Here is a 25305-nt window from a genome sequence, read left to right as displayed (position 1 = left end):
GAGGGGGCCGGCGCGGACGAGACGTCCGCACCGGCCCCCTCGACCGCGCGTCAGGCGCCGGTGACCTCGACGGCGGCCAGGTTCTTCTTGCCGCGCCGCAGCACCAGCCAGCGGCCGTGCAGCAGCTCGCCCTCGGCCGGGACCGCGTCCTCGGCGGTCACCTTCACGTTGTTCACGTAGGCCCCGCCCTCCTTCACGGTCCGCCGGCCGGCCGACTTGCTGGCGACCAGACCCGTCTCCGCGAGCAGGTCCACGACCTGGCCGAGCGCCTCGACCCGCACGTGCGGCAGCTCGGACAGGGCCGCGGCCAGCGTGGCCTCGTCCAGCTCCGCCAGATCGCCCTGACCGAACAGCGCCTTCGACGCGGCGATGACGGCGGCGCACTGGTCCGCGCCGTGCACCAGCGTGGTCAGCTCCTCCGCCAGCGCCCGCTGCGCGGCCCGCGCCTGCGGCCGCTCGGCGGTCTGCGCCTCCAGCGCCTCCAGCTCCTCACGGCTCTGGAACGACAGGATCCGCATGTACGTCGAGATGTCCCGGTCGTCCACGTTCAGCCAGAACTGGTAGAACGCGTACGGCGTCGTCATCTCCGGGTCGAGCCACACGGCCCCGCCCTCGGTCTTGCCGAACTTGGTGCCGTCCGCCTTGACCATCAGCGGCGTCGCCATGGCGTGCACCTGCGCGCCCGGCTCGACCCGGTGGATCAGGTCGAGACCGGCCGTCAGGTTGCCCCACTGGTCCGAGCCGCCCTGCTGGAGGGTGCAGCCGTGCCGGCGGTACAGCTCCAGGAAGTCCATCCCCTGGAGCAGCTGGTAGCTGAACTCCGTGTAGCTGATGCCCTGGTCGGACTCCAGGCGCTTGGCGACCGAGTCCTTCGTCAGCATCTTGTTGACGCGGAAGTGCTTGCCGATGTCCCGCAGGAACTCGATGGCGGACATGCCCGCCGTCCAGTCCAGGTTGTTCACCAGGACCGCCGCGTTCTCGCCCTCGAAGGAGAGGAACGGCTCGATCTGCGAACGCAGCCGGTTCACCCATTCCGCGATCACGGCGGGGTCGTTCAGCGTCCGCTCGGCGGTCGGACGGGGGTCGCCGATCTGACCGGTGGCCCCGCCGACGAGCGCCAGCGGCCGGTTCCCGGCCAGCTGGAGCCGGCGCATGGTGAGGACCTGCACCAGGTGACCCACGTGCAGCGAGGCCGCGGTGGGGTCGTAGCCGCAATAGAACGTGACCGGACCGTCCGCGAACGCCTTCCGCAGCGCTTCTTCGTCGGTGGACTGGGCGAAGAGCCCACGCCACTTCAGTTCGTCGACGATGTCCGTCACGGTCTCTCGACTCCTTCGATGTCTGAAATTGCCATGGTCAGTCTAGGTGGGTCAGACGCCCTTGCTGACCGAGCTCATGTTGAAGTCCGGGATGCGCAGCGCCGGCATCGCGGCCCGCGTGAACCAGTCGCCCCACTCGCGCGGCAGCGTCCTCTCGGTCCGGCCCGCCTCCGAGGCCCGCGACAGCAGGTCCACCGGGGACTCGTTGAAGCGGAAGTTGTTCACCTCGCCCGTGACCCGCCCGTTCTCCACCAGGTACACCCCGTCCCGGGTCAGGCCCGTGAGCAGCAGGGTGGCCGGGTCGACCTCGCGGATGTACCAGAGGCAGGTCAGCAGCAGGCAGGGCCCGTCGTGGCCCGACTCCGCCACCATCTCCTCCAGGGACTTCTGCCCGCCCCCGTCCAGGATCAGGTTCCCGAACGACGGGGACAGCGGCAGGCCCGTCAGCGCCGCGCTGTGCCGGGTCGTCGTCAGCCGGGCCAGCTCGCCCCCGCTGATCCACTCGGTCGCCCCGACCGGCAGGCCGTTGTCGAACACCGAGGCGTCGTCGCCCGAGCTGTGCGCGATCACGAACGGCGCGGACTCCAGGCCCGGCTCGTTCGGGTCGCTGCGCAGGGTCAGCGGCAGCCCGGAGAGCCGCTCCCCGACGCGGGTGCCGCCTCCGGGCCGGGAGAACACCGTCCGGCCCTCGACCGCGTCGCGGGCCGCCGCCGACCACATCTGGTAGATCAGCAGGTCGGCCACGGCGGTCGGCGGCAGCAGGGTCTCGTACCGGCCCGCCGGCAGCTCGATCTTCCGCTCCGCCCAGCCCAGGCGCACGGCCAGCTCCGCGTCGAGCGCGGTCGGGTCCACGTCCTTGAAGTCGCGGGTGGCACGGCCGGCCCAGGCCGAGCGGGTGCGGTCCGGGGACTTGGCGTTGAGTTCGAGGGTGCCGTTGGGCTGGTCGTGGCGCAGTCGCAGACCGGTCGAGGTGCCGACGTACGTCGACACCAGCTCGTGGTTGGCGAACCCGTACAGTTCCCGGCCGCCCGCGCGGGCCCGGGCGAAGGCCTCGCCGAGGGCCGGGGCGAAGTCCGCGAACACCGCCGAGGAGGTCTCGTCCGGGGCGTCGGTGAAGTCCGGCGAGGCCGGGGTGCCCGTCACGAGCGGCTGGGCGTCCTCGGCGGGAGCGGCCCCGCGCGCGGCCGCCTCGGCGGCCCGCACCAGCGGCTCCAGGTCCGCGGCGGTGACGGCGGAGCGCGAGACGACCCCGGAGGCGGTGCCCTCCTTGCCGTCGACGGTGGCGATGACCGTCAGGGTCCGGCCGCGGGTGACGCCGTTGGTGGTGAGCGCGTTGCCCGCCCACCGCAGGTTGGCGCTGGACTCCTCGTCGGCGATGACGACGCAGCCGTCGGCCGTGGACAGCTCCAGGGCCCGCTCGACGATCTCGTGGGGCTTCGTGCGAATCGCAGACATCAGCGTCCGGCCTCCTGCGTGGTGTTCAGAATGTTCACGTCGCGGAACAGGGCGGACGGGCAGCCGTGCGAGACCGCCGCGACCTGGCCCGGCTGGGCCTTGCCACAGTTGAAGGCGCCGCCCAGGACGTAGGTCTGCGGGCCGCCCACCTTCTCCATCGAGCCCCAGAAGTCGGTGGTCGTGGCCTGGTACGCGACGTCGCGCAGCTGCCCGGCCAGCCGGCCGTTCTCGATCCTGTACGCCCTCTGCTGCGTGAATTGGAAGTTGTAGCGCTGCATGTCGATCGACCACGAGCGGTCGCCGACCACGTAGATCCCGCGCTCCACCCCGCCGATCAGGTCCTCCGTGGAGAGCCCGCCCGGATCCGGCTGGAGGGACACGTTCGCCATCCGCTGCACGGGCACGTGCCCGGGGGAGTCGGCGTACGCGCAGCCGTTGGACCGGCCCAGACCGGTGAGCTTCGCGATGCGCCGGTCCGTCTGGTAGCCGGTCAGGGTGCCGTCCTTGACCAGGTCCCAGCTCTGCGCCTCGACGCCCTCGTCGTCGTAGCCGATGGTCGCCAGGCCGTGCTCGGCCGTCCGGTCACCCGTCACGTTCATGATCGAGGAGCCGTACTTGAGCTTGCCCAGCTGGTCGAAGGTGGCGAAGGAGGTCCCCGCGTACGCCGCCTCGTAGCCCAGCGCCCGGTCGAGCTCGGTGGCGTGGCCGATCGACTCGTGGATGGTCAGCCACAGGTTGGACGGGTCGACCACCAGGTCGTAGCGGCCCGCCTCGACGCTCGGGGCCCGCATCTTCTCGGCGAGGAGCTCCGGGATCCGCTCCAGCTCGGAGCCCCAGTCCCAGCCGGTGCCCGTCAGGTACTCCCAGCCGCGCCCGGCCGGCGGGGCGATGGTGCGCATGGAGTCGAACTCGCCGGTGGTGGAGTTCACCGCGACGGCCGTGAGCTGCGGGTGGATCCGCACCCGCTGCTGGGTGGTGGTGGTGCCGGCGGTGTCGGCGTAGAACTTGTTCTCGTGGACGGCGAGCAGCGAGGCGTCCACGTGCGCCACCCCCTCGGCCGCGAGCAGCCGGGAGCTCCAGTCGGCGAGCAGGGCCGACTTCTCGGCGTCGGGCACCTCGAACGGGTTCACCTCGTAGGCGGAGATCCACGTCCGGTCCGCGTGCACGGGTTCCTCGGCGAGCTCGACCCGTTCGTCGGAACCCGCCGCCTTGATCACCTGCGCGGACAGCTTCGCCATGGCGACGGCCTGCGAGGCCACCCGGGCCGCGGCGTCCATGGTGAGGTCCACGCCCGAGGCGAAGCCCCAGCTGCCGCCGTGCACCACCCGGACCGCGTAGCCGAGGTCGGTGGTGTCGGAGCCGCCGGAGGGCTTGGCGTCGCGCAGGCGCCAGGAGGCGCTGCGGATCCGCTCCAGCCGGAAGTCGGCGTGATCGGCGCCCAGCGCGCGGGCCCTGGCGAGCGCCGCGTCGGCGAGCGCCCGCAGGGGCAGCGCGGTGAAAGCCGCGTCGATGGAATGGGCCACGGAAGTCCTCCCGGGGTCGGGGCCGGTCGCCCCGATCATGTCGCGCCCGGGGCTCTTGTGCACACATCTTTCTGTAGGAATGCGACAGAGCCCGTCGCGAGGCCCTGTCGGAGCCCGATTCTCCGGATGCCGGCGCGGGCCTATAGGTTTTCGGTATCCAGACAGCTAGCGAAAGGGTGATCCGTTGAGCCGCTCGGTTCTCGTCACCGGAGGTAACCGGGGCATCGGCCTCGCCATCGCCCAGGCCTTCGCACAGGCGGGCGACAAGGTCGCGATCACGTACCGTTCGGGCGAGCCGCCGGAGGCGCTCACCTCGCTGGGTGTGCTGGCGGTGCGCTGCGACATCACCGACTCCGAGCAGGTGGAGCAGGCCTACAAGGAGATCGAGGAGAAGCACGGCAACGTCGAGGTGCTGGTGGCCAACGCCGGCATCACCAAGGACACGCTGCTGATGCGCATGTCCGAGGACGACTTCACCTCCGTCCTCGACACCAACCTCACGGGCACCTTCCGCGTCGTCAAGCGGGCCAACCGCGGCATGCTGCGCGCGAAGAAGGGCCGCGTGGTCCTGATCTCCTCGGTCGTGGGCCTGCTGGGTTCGGCGGGCCAGGCCAACTACGCCGCCTCGAAGGCCGCGCTGGTGGGCTTCGCCCGTTCGCTCGCTCGCGAGCTGGGCTCGCGCAACATCACCTTCAACGTGGTCGCCCCGGGCTTCGTGGACACCGACATGACGAAGGCGCTCACCGACGAGCAGCGCGCGGGCATCGTCGCCCAGGTGCCGCTCGCCCGCTACGCACGGCCCGAGGAGATCGCGGCCGCCGTGAGCTTCCTGGCGTCCGACGACGCCGCGTACATCACCGGAGCCGTCATTCCCGTTGACGGCGGATTGGGCATGGGTCACTGATCACCATGAGCGGAATTCTCGACGGCAAGCGCATCCTCATCACCGGGGTGCTGATGGAGTCGTCCATCGCCTTCCACGCCGCCAAGCTGGCCCAGGAGCAGGGCGCCGAGGTCATCCTCACCGCCTTCCCGCGCCCCACGCTCACCGAGCGCATCGCCCGCAAGCTGCCCAAGCCGGCCAAGGTGATCGAGCTCGACGTCACCAACGACGAGCACCTGGCACGCCTGGAGGGCCTGGTCCGCGACGAGCTCGGTGGGCTCGACGGCGTCGTGCACTCCATCGGCTTCGCCCCGCAGGACGCCCTCGGCGGCAACTTCCTGAACACGCCGTTCGAGTCGGTCGCGACCGCGATGCACGTCTCGGCGTTCTCCCTGAAGTCGCTGACGATGGCCTGCAAGCCGCTGTTCCCGGCGGAGGGCGCGGCCGTCGTCGGCCTCACCTTCGACGCGCAGTTCGCCTGGCCGCAGTACGACTGGATGGGCCCGGCCAAGGCCGCGCTGGAGGCCACCAGCCGCTACCTCGCCCGCGACCTGGGCAAGGAGAACGTCCGCTGCAACCTGGTCTCGGCCGGTCCGATCGGTTCGATGGCCGCGAAGTCCATCCCCGGCTTCACCGAGCTGGCGGACGTCTGGAACAGCCGCTCCATGCTGGAGTGGGACATGAGCGACCCGGAGCCGGCGGGCCGCGGCGTCGTCGCGCTGCTGTCGGACTGGTTCCCGAAGACCACGGGCGAGATCGTCCACGTGGACGGCGGTCTGCACGCGATGGGTGCCTGATCCAAGGCGCCTCGCGCATCGGTACGGCGGTGGCCGCGTTCCCCTCGGGGGAGCGCGGCCACCGCCGTGTCCGCCTCCGGAAGCGGTCGCCGTGGCACCGCGAAGGGGGTGGCTTCGATCAGATTTTCGTCGTCTGACCGGATCTTCCCGAGTCGAAAACCGGGACGGATGCCTGCAAACTGACCACGTCGGGATCTTCCCGGCCGGTACGGGGAGGAGGCACGGGCGTGGGCGCCAGGCCGAGCCGAGCGGTATCGCTGCTGGTCACCTCCGTGGTCCTGACCGCACTCCTGATCCCCGCGGGAGCCACCGCGCACCCGGGCGCGGCGGGCCCGCCGGCCGCACCCGGAACGAGGTCCCCGGCGGTCGCCGACCCCGCGGCCCTCATCGAACCCGCCGACCTCACGGACCCCGCGACCCTCGCCGACCACGTCGGCCTGGCCGATCACCCGGCCGACCTCCCCGCCGAACCCCCCGCGACCCCCGCCAGGCCCCCGACCGTCGAACTCTTCGGGGCCGACTGCGACACCCGCATCGACGGCTCGCTGGTCGTGGCCACCTGCCACAACGCCTACCCCGAGACCGACCTGCTGCGGCTGCACGTCGAATGCGACCGCTGGTGGGACGTCGACGGCGACGGGGCCGCCGTCCCCCTCCACCCGGCGGGCCGCGTGGAGCTCACGGGGCGCTGCTGGAAGGAGGTCCGTACGGCCTGGGTGAGCCACGAACGGCCCCCCGCGGCGACGAAGTCCCCGACCGGCTGACCGCCTGACTGCCCGACCGGCTGACCGCCCGGCCCGCCGACGGGCCGGCCTCAGTGACGGCCCCCGCCACGACGGCCGCCCCCGCTACCGCGCTTCCTTGGCGAGGCAGACGAAGGGGTACCCCGCCGCCTCCGAGGCCGCCGCGTCCGCGTCCCCGCGCCGGATCGCCTCGATCAGCCGGGAGTGGTCCAGGTGGTCGGCCGCGCGCAGCTCGGTGCCCACGTCCGTGCGCAGCCAGTCGGCCACCAGGTCGCCCAGGTCGGCGTAGAGCTCGATGAGCACGTCGTTGTGCGAGGCCGTCACCACCGCCATGTGCAGGCCGACGTCCGCCCCGACGAACCGCTCGGCGTCCCCGCTGCGCCACGCCTCCTCGCGCCGCGCCAGCAGCGCGTCCAACTGCTGGAGGTCCCGCTCGGTGCGCCGTTCGGCCGCCAGCCGCGCCGCCGAGGACTCCAGCGTCGAGCGGAGCTCCGCGATGTGCCGGGGGTCGGCGCCGGCGAAACGCCGGTGCATCACCCCGGCCAGCTCGCTGGTGGCGATGACGTAGGTGCCCGAACCCTGGCGGATGTCCAACAGCCCGTTGTGCGCGAGCGCCCGTACGGCTTCGCGCACGGTGTTGCGGGCGACGCCCAACAGCTCCACCAGCGCGGGCTCCGTCGGGATGCGGCTGCCGACCGGCCACTCGCCGGACGTGATCTGGTTCCTGAGCTGGGCGATCACCTGGTCGACGAGCGCGGATCGCCGGGGCGAGGTCAGCGGCATGCGGACGGGGTCCTCTCTGGAGGGGCTCCCATGGGCCCGCTCGGTACGACGACTGGACAACCAATCATCCCATGATTCTATGATGGTTCAATGCCCGACGAAGACATCCAGACCCTCCACCGCCCCGTCCCGAACCCCACCCCCACCCCGGCCGCCCGCACGGCCACCCCCGCAGCGGAGGGACAGCCCACCTGGCTGGGCCCGGTCCTCGTCGTCGGCATCGTGCTCGCGGCCCTCAACCTGCGGCCCGCCATCACCAGCCTCGGAGCCCTCTTCGAGGAGGCCCGCACCGGCCTCCACATGAGCGGCGCCGTCGCGGGACTCATCACCTCCGTCCCCGCCCTGTGCTTCGCCGTCTTCGGCGTCACCGCCCCCCGGCTCTCCCGCCGCTTCGGTCCGGCCGCCGTCGTCTGCGCCGGCATGGTCGCCGTCGCCGCGGGCCTGCTGATCCGCCCCTTCGCGGACAGCGCCGCCGCCTTCCTCGCCGCCAGCGCCCTGTCCCTGGCCGGCATCGCCCTGACCAACGTGCTGCTCCCGGTGATCGTCAAGCGCTGGTTCCCCGACCGGGTCGGCACCATGACCGGCCTCTACTCGATGGCCCTGGCCGCCGGCACCTCCCTGGCCGCCGCCGCCACCGTCCCGCTGACCTCCGCGCTCGGCGGCGACTGGCGTACCGGACTGCTGATCTGGGCCGTCCTGGCCGCGGCCGCCGTCCTGCCCTGGCTGCCCGTCGCCCTCGCCGCCCGCAGGGAGAAGGCCGCCGCGCCCGCCGCCGCCCGCGAGAGCGCCGGCCCCTCCGTCGTCCGCAGCCGCACCGCCTGGGCCCTGGCCTGCTACTTCGGCCTCCAGGCCACCGGCGCGTACGTCACCATGGGCTGGCTCCCGCAGATCTTCCGCGACGCCGGCGTCTCCGCCTCCACCGCCGGCGTCCTGCTCGCCGTCACCATGGTCATGGGCGTCCCCCTCGCCTTCGTCATCCCCGGCCTCGCCGGCCGGATGCGCAACCAGGGGCCCATCGCCGTCGTCCTCGGCGCCTTCGGCCTCGTCGGCTACCTCGGGCTCTACCTCGCCCCCGCCGCCGGCGCCTGGGCCTGGGCGCTCCTGCTCGGCGTCTCCAACTGCGCCTTCCCGCTCGTCATCACCCTGATCGGACTGCGCGCCAAGTCCCCGGCCGGCGTCGTCAAGCTCTCCGCCTTCGCCCAGAGCACCGGCTACCTCATCTCGATCCCCGGCCCCCTCGTCATCGGCACCCTCTACCAGCACAGCGGTGGCTGGGACATCCCGCTGGCCCTGATGGCCGCCCTCCTCGTCCCGCAGATCGTCCTCGGCCTCCTCGCGGGCCGGGACCGCACGATCGAGGACGAATGCGGCATGCGAGACTGAACGACATGTCGCCGGTACTCGAACCCAACCCCCAGAACGGTCGCAAGAAGCTCGGCCTCGTGCTGGGCGCGATGCTCCTCGTGACCGTGGTCATCTCCGTCATCGCCACGATCGCCTCCCCCTGACGACCCTCCCCGACGGCCTCCCCGACGCCCTCCCGGGCGCCCGCGTCGAGGCCCGACCGCGCACCGCGCCGAGCCGCGGGGATGGGGGCGGGGGTGGGGATATCCCCACCATCCCCTAGGGGGTCGGGTTCAGGGTCCAGTGGGGTGTGCCCCGGATGGGAACGGCCGCCTCGAATCCATAGATTCGAAGCAGCGAGCCCGTCCCGTCCGCACACCCACGGAGGCGGCCATGTCGGCCACCACGCACACCCCGCCCCTCGCCGCCCCGCTCCCCGGGTCGCCCCGGCACACCCCGACCGTCCGCGCGGCCCGCCGCGCCGCCGACGGCGCCGCCCGCCCGGCCCGCTCCGCCCGCCGCGCCTCCCGCGCGGGCGCCGGCGCGAGCACCCGACTGCACTGGTGGACCCTGGCCCTGCCCGCGCTCGCCTTCGGCCTCCTGCTGCTCCTGCTCGCCGGCTCCGGCGAGGCCCAGGCCGCCACCGAAGAGGCCTCCGGCCTGGTCCACGTCACGCACCAGCTGCTGCGCGCCGTCGGCTGATCCGCGTGCGCCGGGGTGCGCCGCACCCCCGGGTGGTGGTCCCTCAACACCCTGCGCCCCGTGGCTCGTTTCATGCGAAGCTGGGAGCCATGAGCGCCGACACACCCCGCAGGATCGCCCTCCTCCGGCACGCCAAGGCCGACTGGCCCCAGGTCGCCGATCACGACCGCCCGCTCGCGGAACGCGGACGCAAGGACGCACCGGCCGCCGGGCTGAAGCTCGCCGAGACCGGCATCACCTTCGACCTGGCCCTCTGCTCCACCGCCGCCCGCACCCGGGAGACGTGGAAGCTCGCCGTCCAGGAACTGTCGCACCGGCCCAGGACCGTCTACGAAGAGCGGATCTACGACGCCTCCCCGGGCGAGCTCATCGCCCTGCTGAACGAGACCTCCGACGAGGTCGCCGACCTGCTCGTCATCGGCCACAACCCCGGCATGCACGCCCTCGCCGACGTCCTCGCCGGGCGCGCGGAGGGCGACACCCTGGCCCGGATGGGCCGCAGCGGATTCCCGACCGCCGCGCTGGCCGTCGTCTCCTTCACCGGCTCGTGGAAGTCCCTCGAACCCGGGGTCGGCACCCTGCTCGACTTCTGGACGCCGAAGGAACACTGAGACGGGCCCGCGCGCGCCGCGCGGACGACAACGGGCGGGCCCCGGCGCGATCACGCCGGGGCCCGCCCGTTCCTCGTCCGTACGTCGTCGGGAGACCGCTCACGCCAGGTCGGCGGCCTCGACCTCTTCCCGGGTGATCCCCAGCAGGTACAGCACCGCGTCCAGGAACGGCACGTTCACCGCGGTGTGCGCCGCCTCGCGGACCACCGGCTTCGCGTTGAAGGCCACGCCGAGGCCGGCCGCGTTCAGCATGTCGAGGTCGTTGGCCCCGTCGCCGATCGCCACCGTCTGCGCCAGCGGCACGCCCGCCTCGCCGGCGAAGCGGCGCAGCAGCCGGGCCTTGCCCGCACGGTCCACGATCTCGCCCGTGACCCGACCGGTGAGCCTGCCGTCGACGATCTCCAGCGTGTTGGCCGAGGCGAAGTCGAGCCCCAACCGCTCCCGCAGGTCGTCCGTGACCTGCGTGAACCCGCCCGAGACCACGCCCACCTGGTAGCCCAGCGTCTTCAGGGTCCGGATCAGGGTCCGCGCCCCGGGCGTCAGCCGCACCTCGGAGCGGACCTTGTCCACCACCGACGCGTCCAGCCCCGCCAGCAGCGCCACCCGGGCGTGCAGGGACTGCTCGAAGTCCAGCTCTCCGCGCATGGCCCGCTCGGTCACCTCGGCGACCTCGGCCTCGCAGCCCGCGTGCGCGGCGAACAGCTCGATGACCTCGTCCTGGATCAGCGTCGAGTCCACGTCCATGACGACGAGCCGCTGCGCCCGGCGGTGCAGCCCGGCCGACACCACGGCCACGTCCACCCCGATCTGCGCGGCGGTGGTGGCCAGGGCGGTGCGCAGGGGCTCGGTCTCCACGCCCGAGACGGCGAACTCGACCGCCGTCACCGGGTACTTGGCCAGGCGGAAGACGCGGTCGATGTTGCCGCCGCCCTCGGTGATGCGGGCGGCGATGGTGGCGGTGGACTCCGCGGTGAGCGGGTGCCCCAGCACCGTGACGTGGGAACGGCCACTGCCGCGCGGCCGGTTGTCACCGGTGCCCGAGAGGATCTCGGCCTGCAGCTTGAGGGACTCGGCCCAGCTGTGGACGGTGGCCCGCAGCTCACCCTCCGTACCGGCCGTGGGATGGGTGACGAGGGCGCACAGGACGATGCGGCCACGGGTGACGACCTGCTCGATGTCGACGACGTCGACGGAGTAGGCGGCGAGGGTGTCGAACAGCCCGGCGGTGATCCCGGGACGGTCCTTGCCGAAGATCTTGACGAGGAGGGTGGGGACCTCGGAGGTCTGCGAAGCGCTCATGGTGACCTCACCGTATCTTCCCCGTCCCCGGGACCCGACCCCCGTCCCACCCAGTGAACGCGTCGCGCGTCCGGAGCCCCCCGAATTACTACCGGGCGGTAGCTGACGTGGACGCCGGTCGAGAAGTCCCGTATTTCACTCTCCGGGTCACTTTCGCCCCCGCCGAAGGACAGCCGCGGACGCGTGTGGAAGGCCCCGATTCCACATGTGGCCCAAGGCCTGAAATAGTTCCCCCGGATGTTCGCCATCCCTAGACTCCCTGACGTCAGGGGGATTCTCGGGGGACTTAAGTGGGGCTGGAGTGCCGGAACTCGTACTGGAATTGAACGGAAGGACCTGGACGCTCGATCCGTCCAGGTCGTACTCGCTGGGGCGCGATCCCCAGGGAGACATGGTGATCGACGACGCCCGGGTGTCGTGGCGGCACGCCACCATCAGCTGGGACGGCCGGGGTTGGAGCATCGAGGACCACGGCAGCACCAACGGCACCTACGTGCGCGGCGCCCGGGTCCAGCAGGCCGAACTGGTGCCCGGTACGCCGGTCCACCTGGGCAACGCGACGGACGGCCCCCGGCTGGACCCGAGCGCCGCCGGCGCGCAGCAGCACGCCTACCAGGCGCCGGCCGCCGCCGCTCAGCAGGCTCCGGCCTACCAGGCCCCGGTGGCGCAGCAGCCCTGGGAACAGCAGCAGCCGCAGCAGGCCCAGCAGCAGCCGTACGTGCCCCCGCAGCAGAACGCGCCGGCCGCGCAGTCGTCCGGGCCCGCCCACGTCGACCACCGCAGCCCGACGACGTTCCACCAGCTCTCGCTGGGCCACGTCATGCGCATCGGTCGTGCCCTGGAGAACGAGCTGGTGGTCTCCGACCTCCAGGTCTCCCGCCACCACGCCGAGTTCCGCTCGATGCCCGGCGGCCGCTTCGAGATCCACGACCTCGGCAGCCACAACGGCACCTACGTCAACGGCCAGCCGCTCGCCAAGTCCGGCACCGCGCTCCTGGGCCCGAACGACATCGTGGGCGTCGGCCACTCCACCTTCCGGATCGTCGGCGACCGCCTCGAGGAGTTCGTCGACACCGGTGACGTCTCCTTCTCGGCCCGCCACCTCACGGTCACGGTCGACGGCGGCAAGCAGATCCTCAAGGACGTCACCTTCGGCGTCCCGGAGAAGTCGCTCATCGGCGTCATCGGCCCCTCCGGCTCCGGCAAGTCCACCCTGCTGAAGGCGCTCACCGGCTACCGGCCCGCCGACCAGGGCGACGTCCTCTACGACAACCGCAACCTGTACAAGCAGTTCGCGGAGCTCCGCCAGCGCATCGGCCTGGTCCCGCAGGACGACATCCTGCACAAGGAACTGAAGGTCAGCACGGCCCTGAAGTACGCGGCCAAGCTCCGCTTCCCCGGCGACACCGCCGAGTCCGAGCGCGCCGCCCGCATCGACGAGGTGCTGCGCGAGCTCAAGCTCGACATCCACAAGGACAAGAAGATCACCTCGCTCTCGGGTGGTCAGCGCAAGCGCGTGTCCGTGGCCCTGGAGCTGCTCACCAAGCCCTCGCTGATCTTCCTGGACGAGCCCACCTCCGGCCTCGACCCGGGCATGGACCGCGACGTCATGCAGTTGCTGCGCGGCCTCGCCGACGACGGCCGCACCGTGCTCGTCGTCACCCACTCCGTCGCCGAGCTGGCCCTGTGCGACAAGCTGCTGGTCATGGCCCCGGGCGGATCCGTCGCCTACTTCGGCCCCCCGGACGAGGCGCTGAACTTCTTCGGCTACACCACGTGGGCCGACGTGTTCTCCGCCTTCGAGAACTACCGCGACTACGACTGGGCCGGCCGCTGGAAGGGCTCGCAGCACTACCAGCTGTACGCCGCCGAGCTCGACCAGGTCGCCCCGCAGCCCGTGGCCATGCCGTCGCCGCAGCAGATGAACCCGCCGAAGCCGCAGGGCTGGGGCTCGCAGCTGTGGACGCTGATCCGCCGCTACGTCTCCGTCATCGCCTCGGACCCCGGCTTCCTCGCGCTGATGGTGCTGCTGCCCGCCGTCCTCGGCGTGGTCTCCACGGTGATCCCCGCGAAGTTCGGCCTGGCCCCGCCGGTGGCCCCGTCCCGGTTCAACGGCGACGCGGGCACGATCATGCTGATCCTCGCGGTCGGCATGTGCTTCTCCGGCGCCGCGAACTCCGTCCGCGAGCTGATCAAGGAACGGGTCATCTACGAACGGGAACGCGCGACCGGCCTGTCCCGGTCGGCGTACCTGATGTCGAAGGTGATCGTCCTCGGCTTCATCACGGCCCTCCAGGGCGTCATCATCTGCGCCATCGGCTTCTTCCCGCGCGACCTGCCGCTGGAGGGCCTGGTCATGCCGCCGGCCGTCGAGATCTGCCTGTCGGTGATCGCGCTCGGCTTCACCTCGATGATGTTCGGCCTCGTGATCTCCTCGCTCGTCAAGACGGCCGAGAAGACCATGCCGCTGCTCGTCATGTTCGCGATCGTCCAGGTCGTCTTCACCGGCATCCTCTTCCAGGTCTACGACTCCCCGGGCCTGGAGCAGTTCGCCTGGCTGATGCCCTCCCGCTGGGCCATCGCCGCCGCCGGCACCACCTTGAACCTCGGCAAGCTCATGCCGCCGTGGGACGCCGACAACCCGCTCAACACCGACCCGCTGTGGGACGCCACGATCGGGCAGTGGAGCCTCAACATCACCGTCCTGCTGCTGCTCGGCATCGCCTGCGGCTTCCTGGTGGCCCGCCTCCTGCGCCGCCACGAGCCGGAGGTCATGCGCAAGTGACGGAGGCCGGGACCTGCGGGTCCCGGCGCCCGCGCCCGCGCACGCGAAACGCCTCAGGGCGGCACCCGGAAGGTTCCGGGGGCCGCCCTGAGGCGCATGGGGGATCCGTGGGGCGCGGCCTAGTAGGCGCTGTTCACGTTGTCCATGGAGCCGTAGCGGTCGGCGGCGTAGTTGCACGCGGCGACGATGTTCGCGACCGGGTCGTACTGGTCGAACTTGGTGCCCTTGACGTGGTACGCGGCGAAGGTCGGCTTGATGACCTGGAGCAGGCCCTTCGACGGGATGCCGTTCTGCGCGTTGATGTCCCAGTTGTTGATCGCGCGGGGGTTGCCGCTCGACTCGCGCATGATGTTGCGGTGGATGCCCGCGTACGTGCCGGGAATGCCCTCGCGCTTCATGATGAAGAGCGCTTCCTTGATCCAACCGTCGAGGTTGTTCGCGAAGACCGGGGTGCGGGCCGCGGAACGGCTCGCGGCGGCCTTGGCCTCGCGGTCCGCCTTCGCCTTCGCCTGCGCCTCGGCCTTGGCCTTCGCGTCGTCCTGGGCGGCCTTGTTCGCCACGACCTGCTGCGCGGTGAGGTTCTGCTGTACCGACTGGCTCCACGCGACCGGGGCCATGGCCACGTTCGTGCTCTCCACGGGGGCGGCGACCGTGGTGGCGCCGGCCGGGACGAGGGAGAAGGCGAGCGCGGAGGCGCCGAGGGTGGCGACACCGGCGAGGGACAGCTTGTGTGCCTTCGTCAGACGACTGTGACCGGGAGTGCTGGAAGCAGACATGGCGGGGCAACCTCTTCGAATAGCGGGGGCCGCAGGAAAGCGCCGTGTGGATCCGGGATCCGCGGCGCTGTGCGACGTCGACATTCTTAGCGGCGGCAAAATCCCCTGGCAAAGGTGTGACGTACGATCCCGCTTAGTGGATCAGGGGCCGCCGCAGACACCCTGATTCGGGCCCCGGAGCTACGTACGCCCGCACTGACAGAGCCTTTACCCGTCCACTACGGAGCTTCGTAAGTGATGTGCGTCCTATGCCGGGGCTCACACCACCCCTACGTCACTCTCACTCAGAGTTGCACTCGCAATGCAATGCGTGAGCGAACTCCTCCTTGAGGACGACCCGATCCCCCCGGTCCCTCATCCCCAGGGCAGACCCCACACCCCCGCATCCCCTCCCCGCGCACGACGGCCCCCGTCCCCAGCCCTACGTCCCGGGCCCGATCCCGCAGGTCAGGGCCGCCGGTACGGTGACCCCATGCACAACGGACCCTGTACGGGACTGGCCGCCGTCAGCAGTGCGCTGCTCGCCATGAGCCGCCACCTGGAGGTCCACGACGTCCTGCGCACGATCGTCGCCTCGGCCCGGGAACTGCTCGACGCCGAGTACGCCGCCCTCGGGGTCCCCGACGACCACGGGGGCTTCGCCCAGTTCGTCGTGGACGGGGTGAGCGAGGAACAGTGGCGCCGCATCGGCCCCCTGCCCCGCCAGCACGGCATCCTCGCCGCGATGCTCCACCAGGACGGCCCCGAGCGCCTGGCCGACGTCCGCCGGGACCCCCGCTTCGGCGGCTGGCCGGCCGCGCACCCCGAGATGGCCGACTTCCTCGGCATGCCGATCCGGGACGGCGAGGAGACCCTCGGCGCGCTCTTCCTCGCGAACAAGAGGACCCCCGAGGGAGCCGGCGACGACCCCGGCGCCCCCGCCCCCGCCGACCCCGGCCCGCGCCGGGGCTTCACCGACGAGGACGAGGAGCTCCTCTCCCTCCTCGCGCAGCACGCCGCCCTCGCCCTGACCAACGCGCGCCTCTACGAACGCGGCCGCGAGCTGACCATCGCCGAGGAGCGCTCCCGCCTCGCCCACGAGCTGCACGACGCCGTCAGCCAGAAGCTGTTCTCCCTGCGCCTGACCGCCCAGGCCGCCGCCACCCTCGTCGACCGGGACCCCGCCCGCGCCAAGGGCGAGCTCCAGCAGGTCGCCGCCCTCGCTGCGGAGGCCGCCGACGAGCTGCGCGCCGCCGTCACCGAGCTGCGCCCCGCCGCGCTGGACGAGGACGGCCTCGTCGCCACCCTGCGCAACCACGTCCGCGTCCTCGACCGGGCCCACGAGGCACACGTCACCTTCACCTGCGACGGCGTACGGGCCCTGCCCGCAGCCCAGGAGGAAGCCGTCCTGCGCGTGGCCCAGGAGGCCCTCCACAACGCCCTGCGCCACTCCGGCTCCGACCGGGTCGAGGTCACCCTCGCCCGCACCCCGCAGGGCGGGGCCGTGCTGCGCGTGCGCGACCGCGGCCGCGGCTTCACCCCTTCCACCGTCCGCACCGCCGGCCGCCACCTCGGGCTCGTCTCCATGCGGGACCGCGCGAGCGGGGCCGGAGGCCGACTGGACGTCCGCTCGGAGCCCGGTACGGGCACCACCATCGAGATGGAGGTCCCCGGTGGCTGACACCCCCGCCCCGGCCCCCGGCCGCATCCGCGTCCTGATCGTCGACGACCACCAGGTGGTCCGCCGCGGCCTGCGCACCTTCCTGGAGGTCCAGGAGGACATCGAGGTGGTCGGCGAGGCCTGCGACGGCGCCGAGGGCGTCGCCCGCGCCGGGGAACTGCGGCCCGACGTGATCCTCATGGACGTCAAGATGCCCGGCACCGACGGCATCGAGGCCCTGCGGAGGCTGCGCGGCACCGACTCGGACGCCCGCGTCCTGATCGTCACCAGCTTCACCGAACAGCGCACCGTCGTCCCCGCCCTGCGCGCCGGCGCCGCGGGATACGTCTACAAGGACATCGACCCCGACGCCCTGGCCGCCGCCATCCGCTCCGTGCACGCCGGCCACGTCCTGCTCCAGCCGGAGGTCGCCGAGGTCCTCCTCGCCCAGGACGACCAGCCCGCCGGCGCCGGCCGACCCGGCGCCCTGACCGAGCGCGAGCGCGAGGTCCTCGGCCTGATCGCGGACGGGCGCTCCAACCGCGAGATCGCCCGCGCCCTGGTGCTCTCCGAGAAGACGGTCAAGACGCACGTGTCGAACATCCTGATGAAGCTGGACCTCTCGGACCGCACCCAGGCAGCGTTGTGGGCGGTCAGGCACGGGATCACCGACTGACCGGACGGCTAATCGCCTCAACGGAGATTCATACGGTCGGGTGTATGTAGCCCACATGGCGTATCCGCGGAGGCGGGCCGCCGTTCTCCATACCGTGCCGCGACGGCTGGTCGCGGCAGACGTAGTGGAGGACGAGAACGTGAAGAACTTCAAGAAGGCCGCAGCCGTCACCATGATCGCGGGCGGCCTCGTCGCCGCCGGCGCCGGTGTCTCCTCGGCGCACGGCGGTGCGTCCGCGGAGGGCGAGGCCCTGAACTCGCCCGGCGTGGCCTCCGGGAACCTGCTCCAGGTCCCCGTGCACGTCCCCGTGAACGTGGTCGGCAACACCGTCAACGTGATCGGCCTGCTCAACGGAGCCTGGGGCAACACCGGCGTCAACGCCTGATCCCCTCCGGGCCCGCCCCCGCACGGGCCCGCCGGCCCCGCTTCCCCCCACTCTCCCCGGGAAGCGGGGCCGCTCCGCGCGGGCCCCGCCCCGTACCCGGCCCTGCGCCCGGGGCCGCCCGACGCCCCCGGCCGCTCCGCGCCCGGCCCCGCGTCCGTGCGGGCCCCGCTCCGCGCCCCCGGGGCTCAGCCCCGCTCGCGCTCCTCCACCGCCGCGTTGTACGCCGCCACCAGGGCCCGCCGGGCCACCCGCTCCACCGGCCGCAGCGCCTCCGCCCGCGCCGCCATCTCCGAGGCCGCCACGGCGCCCCCGTGCCCCCTCTCGTACGCCAGCGACACCAGCAGGTCCACGCGCTGCGCCAACGCCAGCACCCGCACCGCCCGCGGCGGATACCCCGGGGCCAGGACCTCCCGCCCCGCCTCCGCCCGCGCCCGGTACGCCGACAGCGCCGCGTCGGCCACCGGCCCCGACGCCGCCACGTCCAGCCGGGTCAGCACCGTCGTCGCCTCCCGCACCGCCTCCGCCAGCTCCCGCTCGGCCTCGCCCAGCGACGGCACGTCCGCCGGCGGGGCCTCCCGTACCGGCAGGCAGTGCCACACCACCGAGACGTGCACGTCACCCGCCGGGCCCACCTCCGTGACCTCCGGCACCAGACCCAGCGCCGCCCCCGCGCACACCACCGCCTCCTCGGCCTCCAGGGCGCGCGCGTTGAACTCCGCCGGTCCGCTCAGCCCCAGCGGGTGCCCCGGCGCCGGCAGCGCCACCCGCAGCCCGCTCACCCCCAGCGCCCGCAACCGCCCCAGCGCCAGCGACAGACCGACCGGCCCCGCTTCACCCGGCAGCCCGGACACCCGGTGCGCGGCGTCCTCGCCCACGATCGACGACACGGCCTCGTCGGGCGAGACCAGACCGGCCAACAGCGCGTTCCCCCAGGCGGCCAACCGCCCTGAACGTGGTTCGAAAAGCATCCCCCCACTTTACGGATCCGGCCCCGCACCCGGCCTGGCGCCCGGAGCCCTTCCGGAGTGGCGTAGGTTTTCCCCTGGGGCTGCGCCTGCCGGCGCACAGAGAACCGTGACTGCAAGGGGTGACAACACGCTCATGAGCGATGTTCTGGAGCTGGTGGACGTATCCGTGGTCCGCGAGGGCCGGGCTCTGGTGGACCAGGTCTCCTGGTCGGTGAAGGAGGGGGAGCACTGGGTGATCCTCGGCCCCAACGGCGCCGGCAAGACCACGCTGCTGAACCTCGCCTCCAGCTACCTCTTCCCCACCAAGGGCACGACCACGATCCTCGGCAGCACCCTCGGCAAGCCCGGGACCGACGTGTTCGAGCTGCGCCCGCGCATCGGCGTCGCCGGCATCGCCCTCGCCGACAAGCTGCCCAAGCGGCAGACCGTGCTGGAGACCGTGCTCACCGCCGCCTACGGCATGACCGCGACCTGGCAGGAGGAGTACGAGGACGTCGACGAGCAGCGCGCCCGCGCCTTCCTGGACCGCCTCGGCATGTCCGACTACCTCGACCGCAAGTTCGGGACCCTCTCCGAGGGCGAGCGCAAGCGCACCCTGATCGCCCGCGCGCTGATGACCGACCCCGAGCTGCTCCTCCTCGACGAGCCCGCCGCCGGCCTCGACCTCGGCGGCCGCGAGGACCTCGTACGCCGCCTCGGCCGCCTCGCCCGCGACCCGCTCGCCCCCTCCATGGTCATGGTCACGCACCACGTCGAGGAGATCGCCCCCGGTTTCACCCACGTCCTGATGATCCGCCAGGGCAAGGTCGTCACCGCCGGTCCCATCGACCTCGAACTGACCTCCCGCAACCTCTCGCTCTGCTTCGGCCTCCCGCTGGTCGTCGAGCGCAACGAACACGACCGCTGGACGGCCCAGGGCCTGCCCCTGCGTTAGATCCGCACCTCCCCGCGCCCTGTCCGGACCGCGCCCACCCGACCTACCATGACCATGTGGACATCGACGCATGGGTGTGGTGGCTCATCGGCGCGGTCGGACTGGGCATCCCCCTGGTCCTGACGGCACTGCCGGAATTCGGCATGTTCGCCGTCGGCGCGGTCGCGGCCGCCGTCACGGCGGCCCTCGGCGGGGGAGTGGTGGCCCAGGTCCTGGTGTTCGTGATCGTGTCGGTGGCGCTCATCGCCGTCGTCCGCCCGATCGCCAACCGCCACCGCCACCAGCGCCCCCAACACCGCAGCGGCATCGACGCGTTGAAGGGCAGGTCCGCCGTCGTCCTCGAACGCGTCGACGGCAGCGGGGGACGCATCAAGCTCGCCGGCGAGGTCTGGTCCGCCCGGGCCCTGGACTCGGACACCAGTTTCGAACCCGGCCAGTCCGTCGACGTCGTCGACATCGACGGGGCCACCGCAGTCGTGATGTGAGAAAGCAGCCGACCCGCGGCCCCGGGGTCTGCGAGACTCCGATCAACGGGGCAGCACAGACAGCCGGAAGGGCACGGGGAACCGCATGCAACCGATCATCATCGTCCTGATCATCCTGGTGGTTCTGGTCTTCATCGCCCTGGTCAAGACGATCCAGGTGATCCCGCAGGCCAGCGCGGCCATCGTCGAGAGGTTCGGCCGCTACACGCGCACCCTCAACGCCGGCCTCAACATCGTCGTCCCCTTCATCGACTCCATCCGCAACCGGATCGACCTGCGCGAACAGGTCGTCCCGTTCCCGCCCCAGCCCGTCATCACCCAGGACAACCTGGTCGTCAACATCGACACGGTCATCTACTACCAGGTGACGGACGCCCGCGCCGCGACCTACGAGGTGGCCAGCTACATCCAGGCCATCGAGCAGCTCACCGTCACCACGCTGCGCAACATCATCGGCGGCATGGACCTGGAGCGGACCCTCACCTCCCGCGAGGAGATCAACGCCGCCCTGCGCGGGGTCCTCGACGAGGCCACCGGCAAGTGGGGCATCCGCGTCAACCGCGTCGAGCTCAAGGCCATCGAGCCGCCGACCTCCATCCAGGACTCGATGGAGAAGCAGATGCGCGCCGACCGCGACAAGCGCGCCGCCATCCTCCAGGCCGAGGGCGTCCGCCAGTCCGAGATCCTGCGCGCCGAGGGCGAGAAGCAGTCCTCCATCCTGCGCGCCGAGGGCGAGGCCAAGGCCGCCGCGCTGAAGGCCGAGGGCGAGGCCCAGGCCATCCGTACGGTCTTCGAGTCCATCCACGCCGGCGACGCCGACCAGAAGCTCCTCGCCTACCAGTACCTCCAGATGCTCCCGAAGATCGCCGAGGGCGACGCCAACAAGCTCTGGATCGTGCCCAGCGAGATCGGTGACGCGCTCAAGGGCCTCTCGGGCGCCATGGGCAACTTCGGCCCCCTGGCGGGCGGTTCGAGCGGGTTCAACCCGCAGAACCCCGGCAAGGCGGCCCCCGAGGGCGGCGCCGCCGCCGAACGCCGGGAGCAGCCCCCCATCGACTGAGCGACCCTCCCCTCGTGCATGATCGGTGAGGCCCCTCGACCTTCATGGCGGGGAGGCGACCCACTCACTCGAAGGGGATGGCTCTGTCCATGTCCATGTCCATCTGGGAAGCGCTCGCGGTCCTCGCCGCCGGAATCGGCGCAGGCACGATCAACACCATCGTCGGTTCCGGCACCCTCATCACGTTCCCGGTCCTCCTCGGCATCGGGCTGCCCCCGGTGACCGCCAACGTCTCCAACACCCTCGGCCTGGTGCCCGGTTCCATCAGCGGAGCCATCGGCTACCGCAAGGAACTGAAGGGCCAGCGCGGCCGCGTCCTGCGCCTCGGAGCCGTCTCCCTCGTCGGAGGCCTCGCGGGCGCCGTCCTCCTGGTCACCCTGCCCTCGGACTCGTTCGACACGATCGTGCCCGTCCTCATCGCGGTGGCCCTGGTGCTCGTCGTCCTCCAGCCCCGCCTCGCCGCGGCCCTGCGCCGCCGCCGGGAAGCCACCGGCGGACCCGGATCCCACCCCGACGGCGGCCCGGCCCTGTTGACCGGCATGCTGCTCTCCAGCGCCTACGGCGGCTACTTCGGCGCCGCCCAGGGCGTCCTCTACATCGGCCTCATGGGGCTGCTGCTCAACGAGGACCTGCAACGGATCAACGCCGTCAAGAACATCCTGGCCGCCCTCGTCAACGGCATCGCGGCCGTCTTCTTCCTCTTCGTCGCCGACTTCGACTGGACCGCCGTGCTGCTCATCGCCGTCGGCTCCACCCTCGGCGGCCAGATCGGAGCCAAGGTCGGCCGCAAGCTCCCGCCCACCGCCCTGCGCGCCGTGATCGTCACGGTGGGCCTCATCGCCATCGCCCAACTCCTGCTCCGCTGAACGACGTAGAAGACCTACGCCGTCCAGCGCGAGCGGACTAGGCGGACCGGGCCAGCCACTCCGGCAACCCGTCCTGCCCCCCGACCCCCAGGGCCAGCAGCATCGCGTCCGCCGGGGACGGCACGAAGGGCTTGCGCAACAGCGGCATCCCCGCCTCCTCCGGCGTCCGCGCCGCCTTGCGGTGGTTGTCCTCGGCACAGGAGGCCACCGTGTTCAACCACGTGTCCCCACCGCCCTGGGCCCGCGGCAGTACGTGGTCCACGGTCGTCGCGCGCTTCCCGCAGTACGCGCACCGGTGTTGGTCCCGGACCAACACCCCCCTCCGTGACCAGGGAGCATGTCTTCGGAAGGGCACCCGCACGTACCGGCAGAGCCTGATCACCCGCGGCATCGGCAACTCCATCGTGGCCGCGCGCACGCGCAGCTCGGGATGCGACTGTTCGACCACGGCCTTGTCCTGGAGCACCAGGACCACGGCCCGATTCAGGGTCACCGTCGACAGCGGCTCGAAGCTCGCATTCAGCACCAGCGTGTCCCGCATCTCGCCCACCTCCCGTGCGCAGGCCCGCGACCACCCTGGCGGCAGGGCCCGCAACCACTCTGGCCGCGCGCGCCACGCGGGACAACGCAATAAAAATGCCCGGTCCTGGCCTTCCTTAGACCAGGACCGGGCAAACGCTCGGCGAAGATCAGCCGACCGGCGACGCGTACTCACCGATCAGCTGCGCACGACCGATGGCGTGGAAGCGCAGATGGAACCCGACCACCGCCGGCGAGGAATCCTCGTCCGGCCCCAGCTCCTCCGTGTCCACCGCGTACACCGTGAACACGTACCGGTGCCGCTCCCCGCGCGGCGGAGCCGCACCACCGAAGTCCCGGGTGCCGTAGTCGTTCCGTACGTGCACGGCCCCCTCCGGCAGACCCTCGAAGTCACCGCTGCCCGCCCCTGCCGGCAGCGAGGTCACCGACACGGGCAGGTCGAACAGCACCCAGTGCCAAAATCCGCTGCCCGTCGGCGCGTCCGGGTCGAAGCACGTCACCGCGAAGCTCTTCGTGCCCTCGGGGAAGCCCTCCCACCGCAGCTCCGGCGAGACGTTGCCCCCCGTCAGCACCTGCGCCGCGGCCAGCTCCGCACCCGGCGCGAGATCCGCGCTGGTCACGGTGAAGGCCTCCACCTCGGGGTGGAAGGCGTGCGGAAGGGGCGCCCTGTTCTGCTCGGCCACTGCTGTTCCTCCTGGATCGCTCGGGATGAGGGGTAAAGGCCGCACGCGCGTACGCGTGGCGCGCGTACGGCCCCGAGCTCCCGAGCCTAGAACCAGTTGCGCTGCGAACCGACCGAGGCGATCCACTGGTTCAGGTACGCCGCCCAGTCGGTCCCCTCGTAGGACTGCAGCCCCACCTGGAAGCAGCGGTACGTGTCACTGCCCTCGCTGAACAGCCCCGGCTTCTTGTCCATCTCCAGCACGACGTCCATCTCGCGACCGTCCGAGACGAAGGTCAGCTCGACCTGGTTCAGCCCCCGGTACTGCGCCGGCGGCAGGAACTCGATCTCCTGGTAGAACGGCAGCGTCTGCCGCGTCCCCCGGATGTGCCCGCGCTCCATGTCCGCACTGCGGAACGTGAAGCCCAGCTGCCGGAACGCGTCGAGGATCGCCTGCTGCGCCGGCACCGGGTGCACGTTGATCGGGTCCAGGTCGCCCGCGTCCACGGCGCGCGCGATCTCCAGCTCAGTGCTCACACCGATGTTCATCCCGTGCAGGTGCTGCCCCCCGAAGTGGGTGATCGGCGTCTCCGCCGGGATCTCCAGCCCGAACGGCACCACGTGCAGGGCACCCGCCTGCACCTTGAACGCACCACCGAGACGCTGCTTGGTGAAGACGACGTCCTGCTTGTACTCGCCGTCGCCGCCCTCCACCTCCACCCGCGCCTGCAGGCCCACGGACAGCCCCTCGATCTGCTGCTCGACGGACCCGCCCTGGATCCGGACCTCACCCTGGACGATCCCGCCCGGCACGACGTTCGGCTCGGTGATGATCGTGTCCACCGAAGCACCACCGGCACCCAGGCTCGCGAACAGCTTCCTGAACCCCATGCTCAAACTCCCCTGATACGGATTACGGACCTACGGAAACGACAGGCCGGCGGCCTACCCCTTACCAACGCGGAACCTTAGGCCCCGGTTGCACGCGTACGCCGTCCACTACGCTCGACCGGATGAGCGCGCGCCCCGACCGTACGCCCTTGGGCCGGTCCTTCTTCGACCGCCCGGTCCTCACCGTGGCCCCCGACCTGCTCGGACGCGTCCTCGTCCGCCGCACCCCGGACGGCCCCCTCGAACTGCGCATCACCGAGGTGGAGGCCTACGAGGGCGCCGCGGACCCCGGCTCCCACGCCTACCGCGGCCGCACGGCCCGCAACGCGTCGATGTTCGGCCCGCCCGGACACGCGTACGTCTACTTCATCTACGGCATGTGGTTCAGCCTCAACCTGGTGTGCGGCCCCCCGGACCACGCGAGCGGCGTACTGCTGCGCGCGGGGGAGATCACCGTGGGCGCCGACCTCGCGTCCAAACGCCGGATCTCGGCCAGAACCCCGCGCGAACTCGCCAAAGGCCCGGCACGCCTCGCCACGGCCCTGGACGTGGACCGCTCACTGGACGGCACCGACCTGTGCGCGGGACCCGAAGCACCCCTCTCCCTGCTCGCCGGCACCCCCACCTCACCCGAGCTGGTGAGCAACGGCCCGCGCACGGGAGTGGGCGGCGCCGGCGCGGCCCACCCGTACCGCTACTGGATCACGGGGGACCCCACGGTCAGCCCCTACCGCGCCCACGCGCCGCGCCGCCGCACAACTTGACTCGCCCCGCACGGACGCCTAACGTAGCCCGAGCCGCTTGAACGGGGCACTGCCATCAGCAGACCCCCAGAGCGGCCAAACCACTACCTACGACTTACCCCTGGCGGGGTCCTATTCGGCATGCCCGAATTCCCGCCGCCCGGCTCGATTATGAACCGGAAGGGGAAAGCGCTAACGTAGCGGAGCGTCGAAAGGCACAGACCCCCAACGGTCACCGAATTCAAATCCAAGTCCGGCAAAACGGCGCGGAAATGATCTGGTAGAGTTGGAAACGCCGGAAAGGGAAAGCGCGAAAGCGCAGAACCTGGAAAGCGCCGAGGAAAATCGGGCCCGAAAGAGTCTGATAGAGTCGGAAACGCAAGAACACAGAACGAAAGCCCGGAGGAAAGCCCGAGAGGGTGAGTACAAAGGAAGCG

Annotated in this window: 26 protein-coding genes and 1 pseudogene; 16 read left to right on the top strand and 11 right to left on the bottom strand. The window is 71.6% G+C overall.

Going from position 1 to position 25305, the window contains the following annotated elements; translation table 11 throughout:
* Positions 1 to 50 precede the first annotated feature (50 nt).
* From tyrS to AB0D01_RS15295, 3 genes are read right to left on the bottom strand one after another with little or no spacing between them, the layout of a single operon-like run.
* Entirely contained in the window at positions 51 to 1319 is a 1269-nt protein-coding gene (gene tyrS, locus AB0D01_RS15305; RefSeq protein ID WP_363055640.1) for a tyrosine--tRNA ligase, read from the bottom strand.
* Positions 1320 to 1370: 51 nt separating this feature from the next.
* Positions 1371 to 2774 carry a metallopeptidase TldD-related protein gene (locus AB0D01_RS15300; protein WP_363055639.1) on the bottom strand — a complete coding sequence of 468 codons (1404 nt, stop codon included), beginning with the start codon at positions 2772 to 2774 and terminating at the stop codon, positions 1371 to 1373.
* Positions 2774 to 4297: a TldD/PmbA family protein gene (locus AB0D01_RS15295; protein WP_363055638.1), complete on the bottom strand. Its 1524-nt coding sequence runs from the start codon at positions 4295 to 4297 to the stop codon at positions 2774 to 2776. Before AB0D01_RS15295 ends, AB0D01_RS15300 begins: the two co-directional genes overlap by 1 nt.
* Positions 4298 to 4481: 184 nt before the next feature.
* Between AB0D01_RS15295 and fabG the strand changes: the two genes are divergently transcribed.
* From fabG to AB0D01_RS15280, 3 genes and pseudogenes are all read left to right on the top strand, one after another.
* Complete coding sequence (gene fabG / locus AB0D01_RS15290; protein WP_363055637.1) at positions 4482 to 5201, top strand: 3-oxoacyl-[acyl-carrier-protein] reductase; 720 nt, start codon at positions 4482 to 4484, stop codon at positions 5199 to 5201.
* 5 nt (positions 5202 to 5206) lie between these two features.
* Complete coding sequence (gene fabI / locus AB0D01_RS15285; protein ID WP_363055636.1) at positions 5207 to 5977, top strand: enoyl-ACP reductase FabI; 771 nt, start codon at positions 5207 to 5209, stop codon at positions 5975 to 5977.
* Positions 5978 to 6489: 512 nt separating this feature from the next.
* Positions 6490 to 6741 (top strand): annotated as a pseudogene (locus tag AB0D01_RS15280) (hypothetical protein); the annotation flags it as partial.
* Between the two features lie 84 nt (positions 6742 to 6825).
* On the opposite strand, the gene AB0D01_RS15275 reads toward AB0D01_RS15280, so the two are convergent.
* Positions 6826 to 7503 (bottom strand): FadR/GntR family transcriptional regulator, encoded by a 678-nt coding sequence (locus tag AB0D01_RS15275; RefSeq protein WP_363055635.1) that lies wholly within the window; start codon positions 7501 to 7503, stop codon positions 6826 to 6828.
* Positions 7504 to 7593: 90 nt separating this feature from the next.
* On the opposite strand from AB0D01_RS15275, the gene AB0D01_RS15270 reads away from it, so the two are divergent.
* The 4 genes from AB0D01_RS15270 (at position 7594) to AB0D01_RS15255 (ending at position 10160) form a co-directional block, all read left to right on the top strand.
* The gene (locus tag AB0D01_RS15270; protein WP_363055634.1) at positions 7594 to 8886 is read left to right on the top strand and encodes an MFS transporter; all 1293 of its coding nucleotides are present in this window, start codon (positions 7594 to 7596) and stop codon (positions 8884 to 8886) included.
* Positions 8887 to 8891: 5 nt separating this feature from the next.
* A complete protein-coding gene (locus AB0D01_RS15265) occupies positions 8892 to 9011 on the top strand; it encodes an SGM_5486 family transporter-associated protein (protein ID WP_363055633.1) in 120 nt (39 codons plus the stop codon).
* Positions 9012 to 9240: 229 nt separating this feature from the next.
* Positions 9241 to 9549, top strand: coding sequence for a hypothetical protein (locus AB0D01_RS15260; RefSeq protein ID WP_363055632.1), 309 nt, complete (start codon positions 9241 to 9243; stop codon positions 9547 to 9549).
* Between the two features lie 89 nt (positions 9550 to 9638).
* Positions 9639 to 10160, top strand: coding sequence for a histidine phosphatase family protein (locus AB0D01_RS15255; RefSeq protein WP_363055631.1), 522 nt, complete (start codon positions 9639 to 9641; stop codon positions 10158 to 10160).
* 99 nt (positions 10161 to 10259) lie between these two features.
* Here the strand turns inward: AB0D01_RS15255 and serB are convergent, their stop codons facing one another.
* Positions 10260 to 11459, bottom strand: coding sequence for a phosphoserine phosphatase SerB (gene serB / locus AB0D01_RS15250; RefSeq protein ID WP_363055630.1), 1200 nt, complete (start codon positions 11457 to 11459; stop codon positions 10260 to 10262).
* A 301-nt stretch (positions 11460 to 11760) separates the two neighbouring features.
* Between serB and AB0D01_RS15245 the strand changes: the two genes are divergently transcribed.
* Positions 11761 to 14244 carry an FHA domain-containing protein gene (locus AB0D01_RS15245; RefSeq protein WP_363055629.1) on the top strand — a complete coding sequence of 828 codons (2484 nt, stop codon included), beginning with the start codon at positions 11761 to 11763 and terminating at the stop codon, positions 14242 to 14244.
* A 119-nt stretch (positions 14245 to 14363) separates the two neighbouring features.
* Here AB0D01_RS15245 and AB0D01_RS15240 read toward each other — a convergent pair whose 3' ends face one another.
* Positions 14364 to 15020, bottom strand: a complete 657-nt coding sequence (locus AB0D01_RS15240) for a transglycosylase SLT domain-containing protein (RefSeq protein ID WP_363055628.1) — start codon at positions 15018 to 15020, stop codon at positions 14364 to 14366.
* Between the two features lie 472 nt (positions 15021 to 15492).
* On the opposite strand from AB0D01_RS15240, the gene AB0D01_RS15235 reads away from it, so the two are divergent.
* The 3 genes from AB0D01_RS15235 to AB0D01_RS15225 all read left to right on the top strand — a co-directional run bounded on the left by AB0D01_RS15235 (position 15493) and on the right by AB0D01_RS15225 (position 17720).
* Positions 15493 to 16680 carry a GAF domain-containing sensor histidine kinase gene (locus tag AB0D01_RS15235; protein WP_363055627.1) on the top strand — a complete coding sequence of 396 codons (1188 nt, stop codon included), beginning with the start codon at positions 15493 to 15495 and terminating at the stop codon, positions 16678 to 16680.
* Positions 16673 to 17335: a response regulator transcription factor gene (locus AB0D01_RS15230; protein ID WP_363055626.1), complete on the top strand. Its 663-nt coding sequence runs from the start codon at positions 16673 to 16675 to the stop codon at positions 17333 to 17335. Before AB0D01_RS15235 ends, AB0D01_RS15230 begins: the two co-directional genes overlap by 8 nt.
* 139 nt (positions 17336 to 17474) lie before the next feature.
* Positions 17475 to 17720, top strand: a complete 246-nt coding sequence (locus tag AB0D01_RS15225; protein WP_363055625.1) for a chaplin — start codon at positions 17475 to 17477, stop codon at positions 17718 to 17720.
* A gap of 185 nt (positions 17721 to 17905) precedes the next feature.
* Here AB0D01_RS15225 and AB0D01_RS15220 read toward each other — a convergent pair whose 3' ends face one another.
* Positions 17906 to 18688 carry a hypothetical protein gene (locus AB0D01_RS15220; RefSeq protein WP_363055624.1) on the bottom strand — a complete coding sequence of 261 codons (783 nt, stop codon included), beginning with the start codon at positions 18686 to 18688 and terminating at the stop codon, positions 17906 to 17908.
* Between the two features lie 133 nt (positions 18689 to 18821).
* Between AB0D01_RS15220 and AB0D01_RS15215 the strand changes: the two genes are divergently transcribed.
* The 4 genes from AB0D01_RS15215 (at position 18822) to AB0D01_RS15200 (ending at position 22033) form a co-directional block, all read left to right on the top strand.
* The gene (locus AB0D01_RS15215) at positions 18822 to 19622 is read left to right on the top strand and encodes an ABC transporter ATP-binding protein (RefSeq protein ID WP_363055623.1); all 801 of its coding nucleotides are present in this window, start codon (positions 18822 to 18824) and stop codon (positions 19620 to 19622) included.
* A 56-nt stretch (positions 19623 to 19678) separates the two neighbouring features.
* Complete coding sequence (locus AB0D01_RS15210; RefSeq protein ID WP_363055622.1) at positions 19679 to 20107, top strand: NfeD family protein; 429 nt, start codon at positions 19679 to 19681, stop codon at positions 20105 to 20107.
* Between the two features lie 85 nt (positions 20108 to 20192).
* Positions 20193 to 21167, top strand: coding sequence for an SPFH domain-containing protein (locus AB0D01_RS15205; protein WP_363055621.1), 975 nt, complete (start codon positions 20193 to 20195; stop codon positions 21165 to 21167).
* Positions 21168 to 21262: 95 nt separating this feature from the next.
* Entirely contained in the window at positions 21263 to 22033 is a 771-nt protein-coding gene (locus AB0D01_RS15200; RefSeq protein WP_363055802.1) for a sulfite exporter TauE/SafE family protein, read from the top strand.
* 37 nt (positions 22034 to 22070) lie between these two features.
* Here the strand turns inward: AB0D01_RS15200 and AB0D01_RS15195 are convergent, their stop codons facing one another.
* From AB0D01_RS15195 to AB0D01_RS15185, 3 genes are all read right to left on the bottom strand, one after another.
* Complete coding sequence (locus AB0D01_RS15195; protein WP_363055620.1) at positions 22071 to 22574, bottom strand: HNH endonuclease; 504 nt, start codon at positions 22572 to 22574, stop codon at positions 22071 to 22073.
* Between the two features lie 148 nt (positions 22575 to 22722).
* Complete coding sequence (locus AB0D01_RS15190; protein WP_363055619.1) at positions 22723 to 23256, bottom strand: YbhB/YbcL family Raf kinase inhibitor-like protein; 534 nt, start codon at positions 23254 to 23256, stop codon at positions 22723 to 22725.
* Between the two features lie 86 nt (positions 23257 to 23342).
* The gene (locus AB0D01_RS15185) at positions 23343 to 24125 is read right to left on the bottom strand and encodes a sporulation protein (RefSeq protein ID WP_363055618.1); all 783 of its coding nucleotides are present in this window, start codon (positions 24123 to 24125) and stop codon (positions 23343 to 23345) included.
* A gap of 122 nt (positions 24126 to 24247) precedes the next feature.
* Here AB0D01_RS15185 and AB0D01_RS15180 point away from each other — a divergent pair, with 122 nt between their 5' ends.
* On the top strand, positions 24248 to 24889 hold the full coding sequence (locus AB0D01_RS15180; protein ID WP_363055617.1) for a DNA-3-methyladenine glycosylase: 642 nt from the start codon (positions 24248 to 24250) through the stop codon (positions 24887 to 24889).
* 220 nt (positions 24890 to 25109) lie between these two features.
* On the opposite strand, the gene AB0D01_RS15175 is transcribed toward AB0D01_RS15180, so the two are convergent.
* On the bottom strand, positions 25110 to 25305 hold a 196-nt coding region (locus tag AB0D01_RS15175), incomplete at its 5' end, for a hypothetical protein (RefSeq protein WP_363055616.1).

Origin of the sequence: Streptomyces sp. NPDC048606, assembly GCF_040650855.1 — a bacterium.
Taxonomy (GTDB): domain Bacteria; phylum Actinomycetota; class Actinomycetes; order Streptomycetales; family Streptomycetaceae; genus Streptomyces.
Note: the sequence above shows the minus strand (reverse complement) of the source record. Positions and strands in the feature narration are given on the sequence as shown.

What these genes read in the sequence shown, in the direction of transcription:
- AB0D01_RS15240 (WP_363055628.1), bottom strand. Translation starts at nt 15,020, where the DNA reads ATGTCTGCTTCCAGCACTCCCGGTCACAGTCGTCTGACGAAGGCACAC.
- AB0D01_RS15220 (WP_363055624.1), bottom strand. Translation starts at nt 18,688, where the DNA reads ATGCTTTTCGAACCACGTTCAGGGCGGTTGGCCGCCTGGGGGAACGCG.
- AB0D01_RS15180 (WP_363055617.1), top strand. Translation starts at nt 24,248, where the DNA reads ATGAGCGCGCGCCCCGACCGTACGCCCTTGGGCCGGTCCTTCTTCGAC.
- serB (WP_363055630.1), bottom strand. Translation starts at nt 11,459, where the DNA reads ATGAGCGCTTCGCAGACCTCCGAGGTCCCCACCCTCCTCGTCAAGATC.
- AB0D01_RS15260 (WP_363055632.1), top strand. Translation starts at nt 9,241, where the DNA reads ATGTCGGCCACCACGCACACCCCGCCCCTCGCCGCCCCGCTCCCCGGG.
- AB0D01_RS15215 (WP_363055623.1), top strand. Translation starts at nt 18,822, where the DNA reads ATGAGCGATGTTCTGGAGCTGGTGGACGTATCCGTGGTCCGCGAGGGC.
- AB0D01_RS15235 (WP_363055627.1), top strand. Translation starts at nt 15,493, where the DNA reads ATGCACAACGGACCCTGTACGGGACTGGCCGCCGTCAGCAGTGCGCTG.
- AB0D01_RS15200 (WP_363055802.1), top strand. Translation starts at nt 21,263, where the DNA reads ATGTCCATCTGGGAAGCGCTCGCGGTCCTCGCCGCCGGAATCGGCGCA.
- AB0D01_RS15275 (WP_363055635.1), bottom strand. Translation starts at nt 7,503, where the DNA reads ATGCCGCTGACCTCGCCCCGGCGATCCGCGCTCGTCGACCAGGTGATC.
- AB0D01_RS15195 (WP_363055620.1), bottom strand. Translation starts at nt 22,574, where the DNA reads ATGCGGGACACGCTGGTGCTGAATGCGAGCTTCGAGCCGCTGTCGACG.
- AB0D01_RS15300 (WP_363055639.1), bottom strand. Translation starts at nt 2,774, where the DNA reads ATGTCTGCGATTCGCACGAAGCCCCACGAGATCGTCGAGCGGGCCCTG.
- AB0D01_RS15185 (WP_363055618.1), bottom strand. Translation starts at nt 24,125, where the DNA reads ATGGGGTTCAGGAAGCTGTTCGCGAGCCTGGGTGCCGGTGGTGCTTCG.
- AB0D01_RS15270 (WP_363055634.1), top strand. Translation starts at nt 7,594, where the DNA reads ATGCCCGACGAAGACATCCAGACCCTCCACCGCCCCGTCCCGAACCCC.
- AB0D01_RS15205 (WP_363055621.1), top strand. Translation starts at nt 20,193, where the DNA reads ATGCAACCGATCATCATCGTCCTGATCATCCTGGTGGTTCTGGTCTTC.
- AB0D01_RS15255 (WP_363055631.1), top strand. Translation starts at nt 9,639, where the DNA reads ATGAGCGCCGACACACCCCGCAGGATCGCCCTCCTCCGGCACGCCAAG.
- AB0D01_RS15265 (WP_363055633.1), top strand. Translation starts at nt 8,892, where the DNA reads ATGTCGCCGGTACTCGAACCCAACCCCCAGAACGGTCGCAAGAAGCTC.
- fabI (WP_363055636.1), top strand. Translation starts at nt 5,207, where the DNA reads ATGAGCGGAATTCTCGACGGCAAGCGCATCCTCATCACCGGGGTGCTG.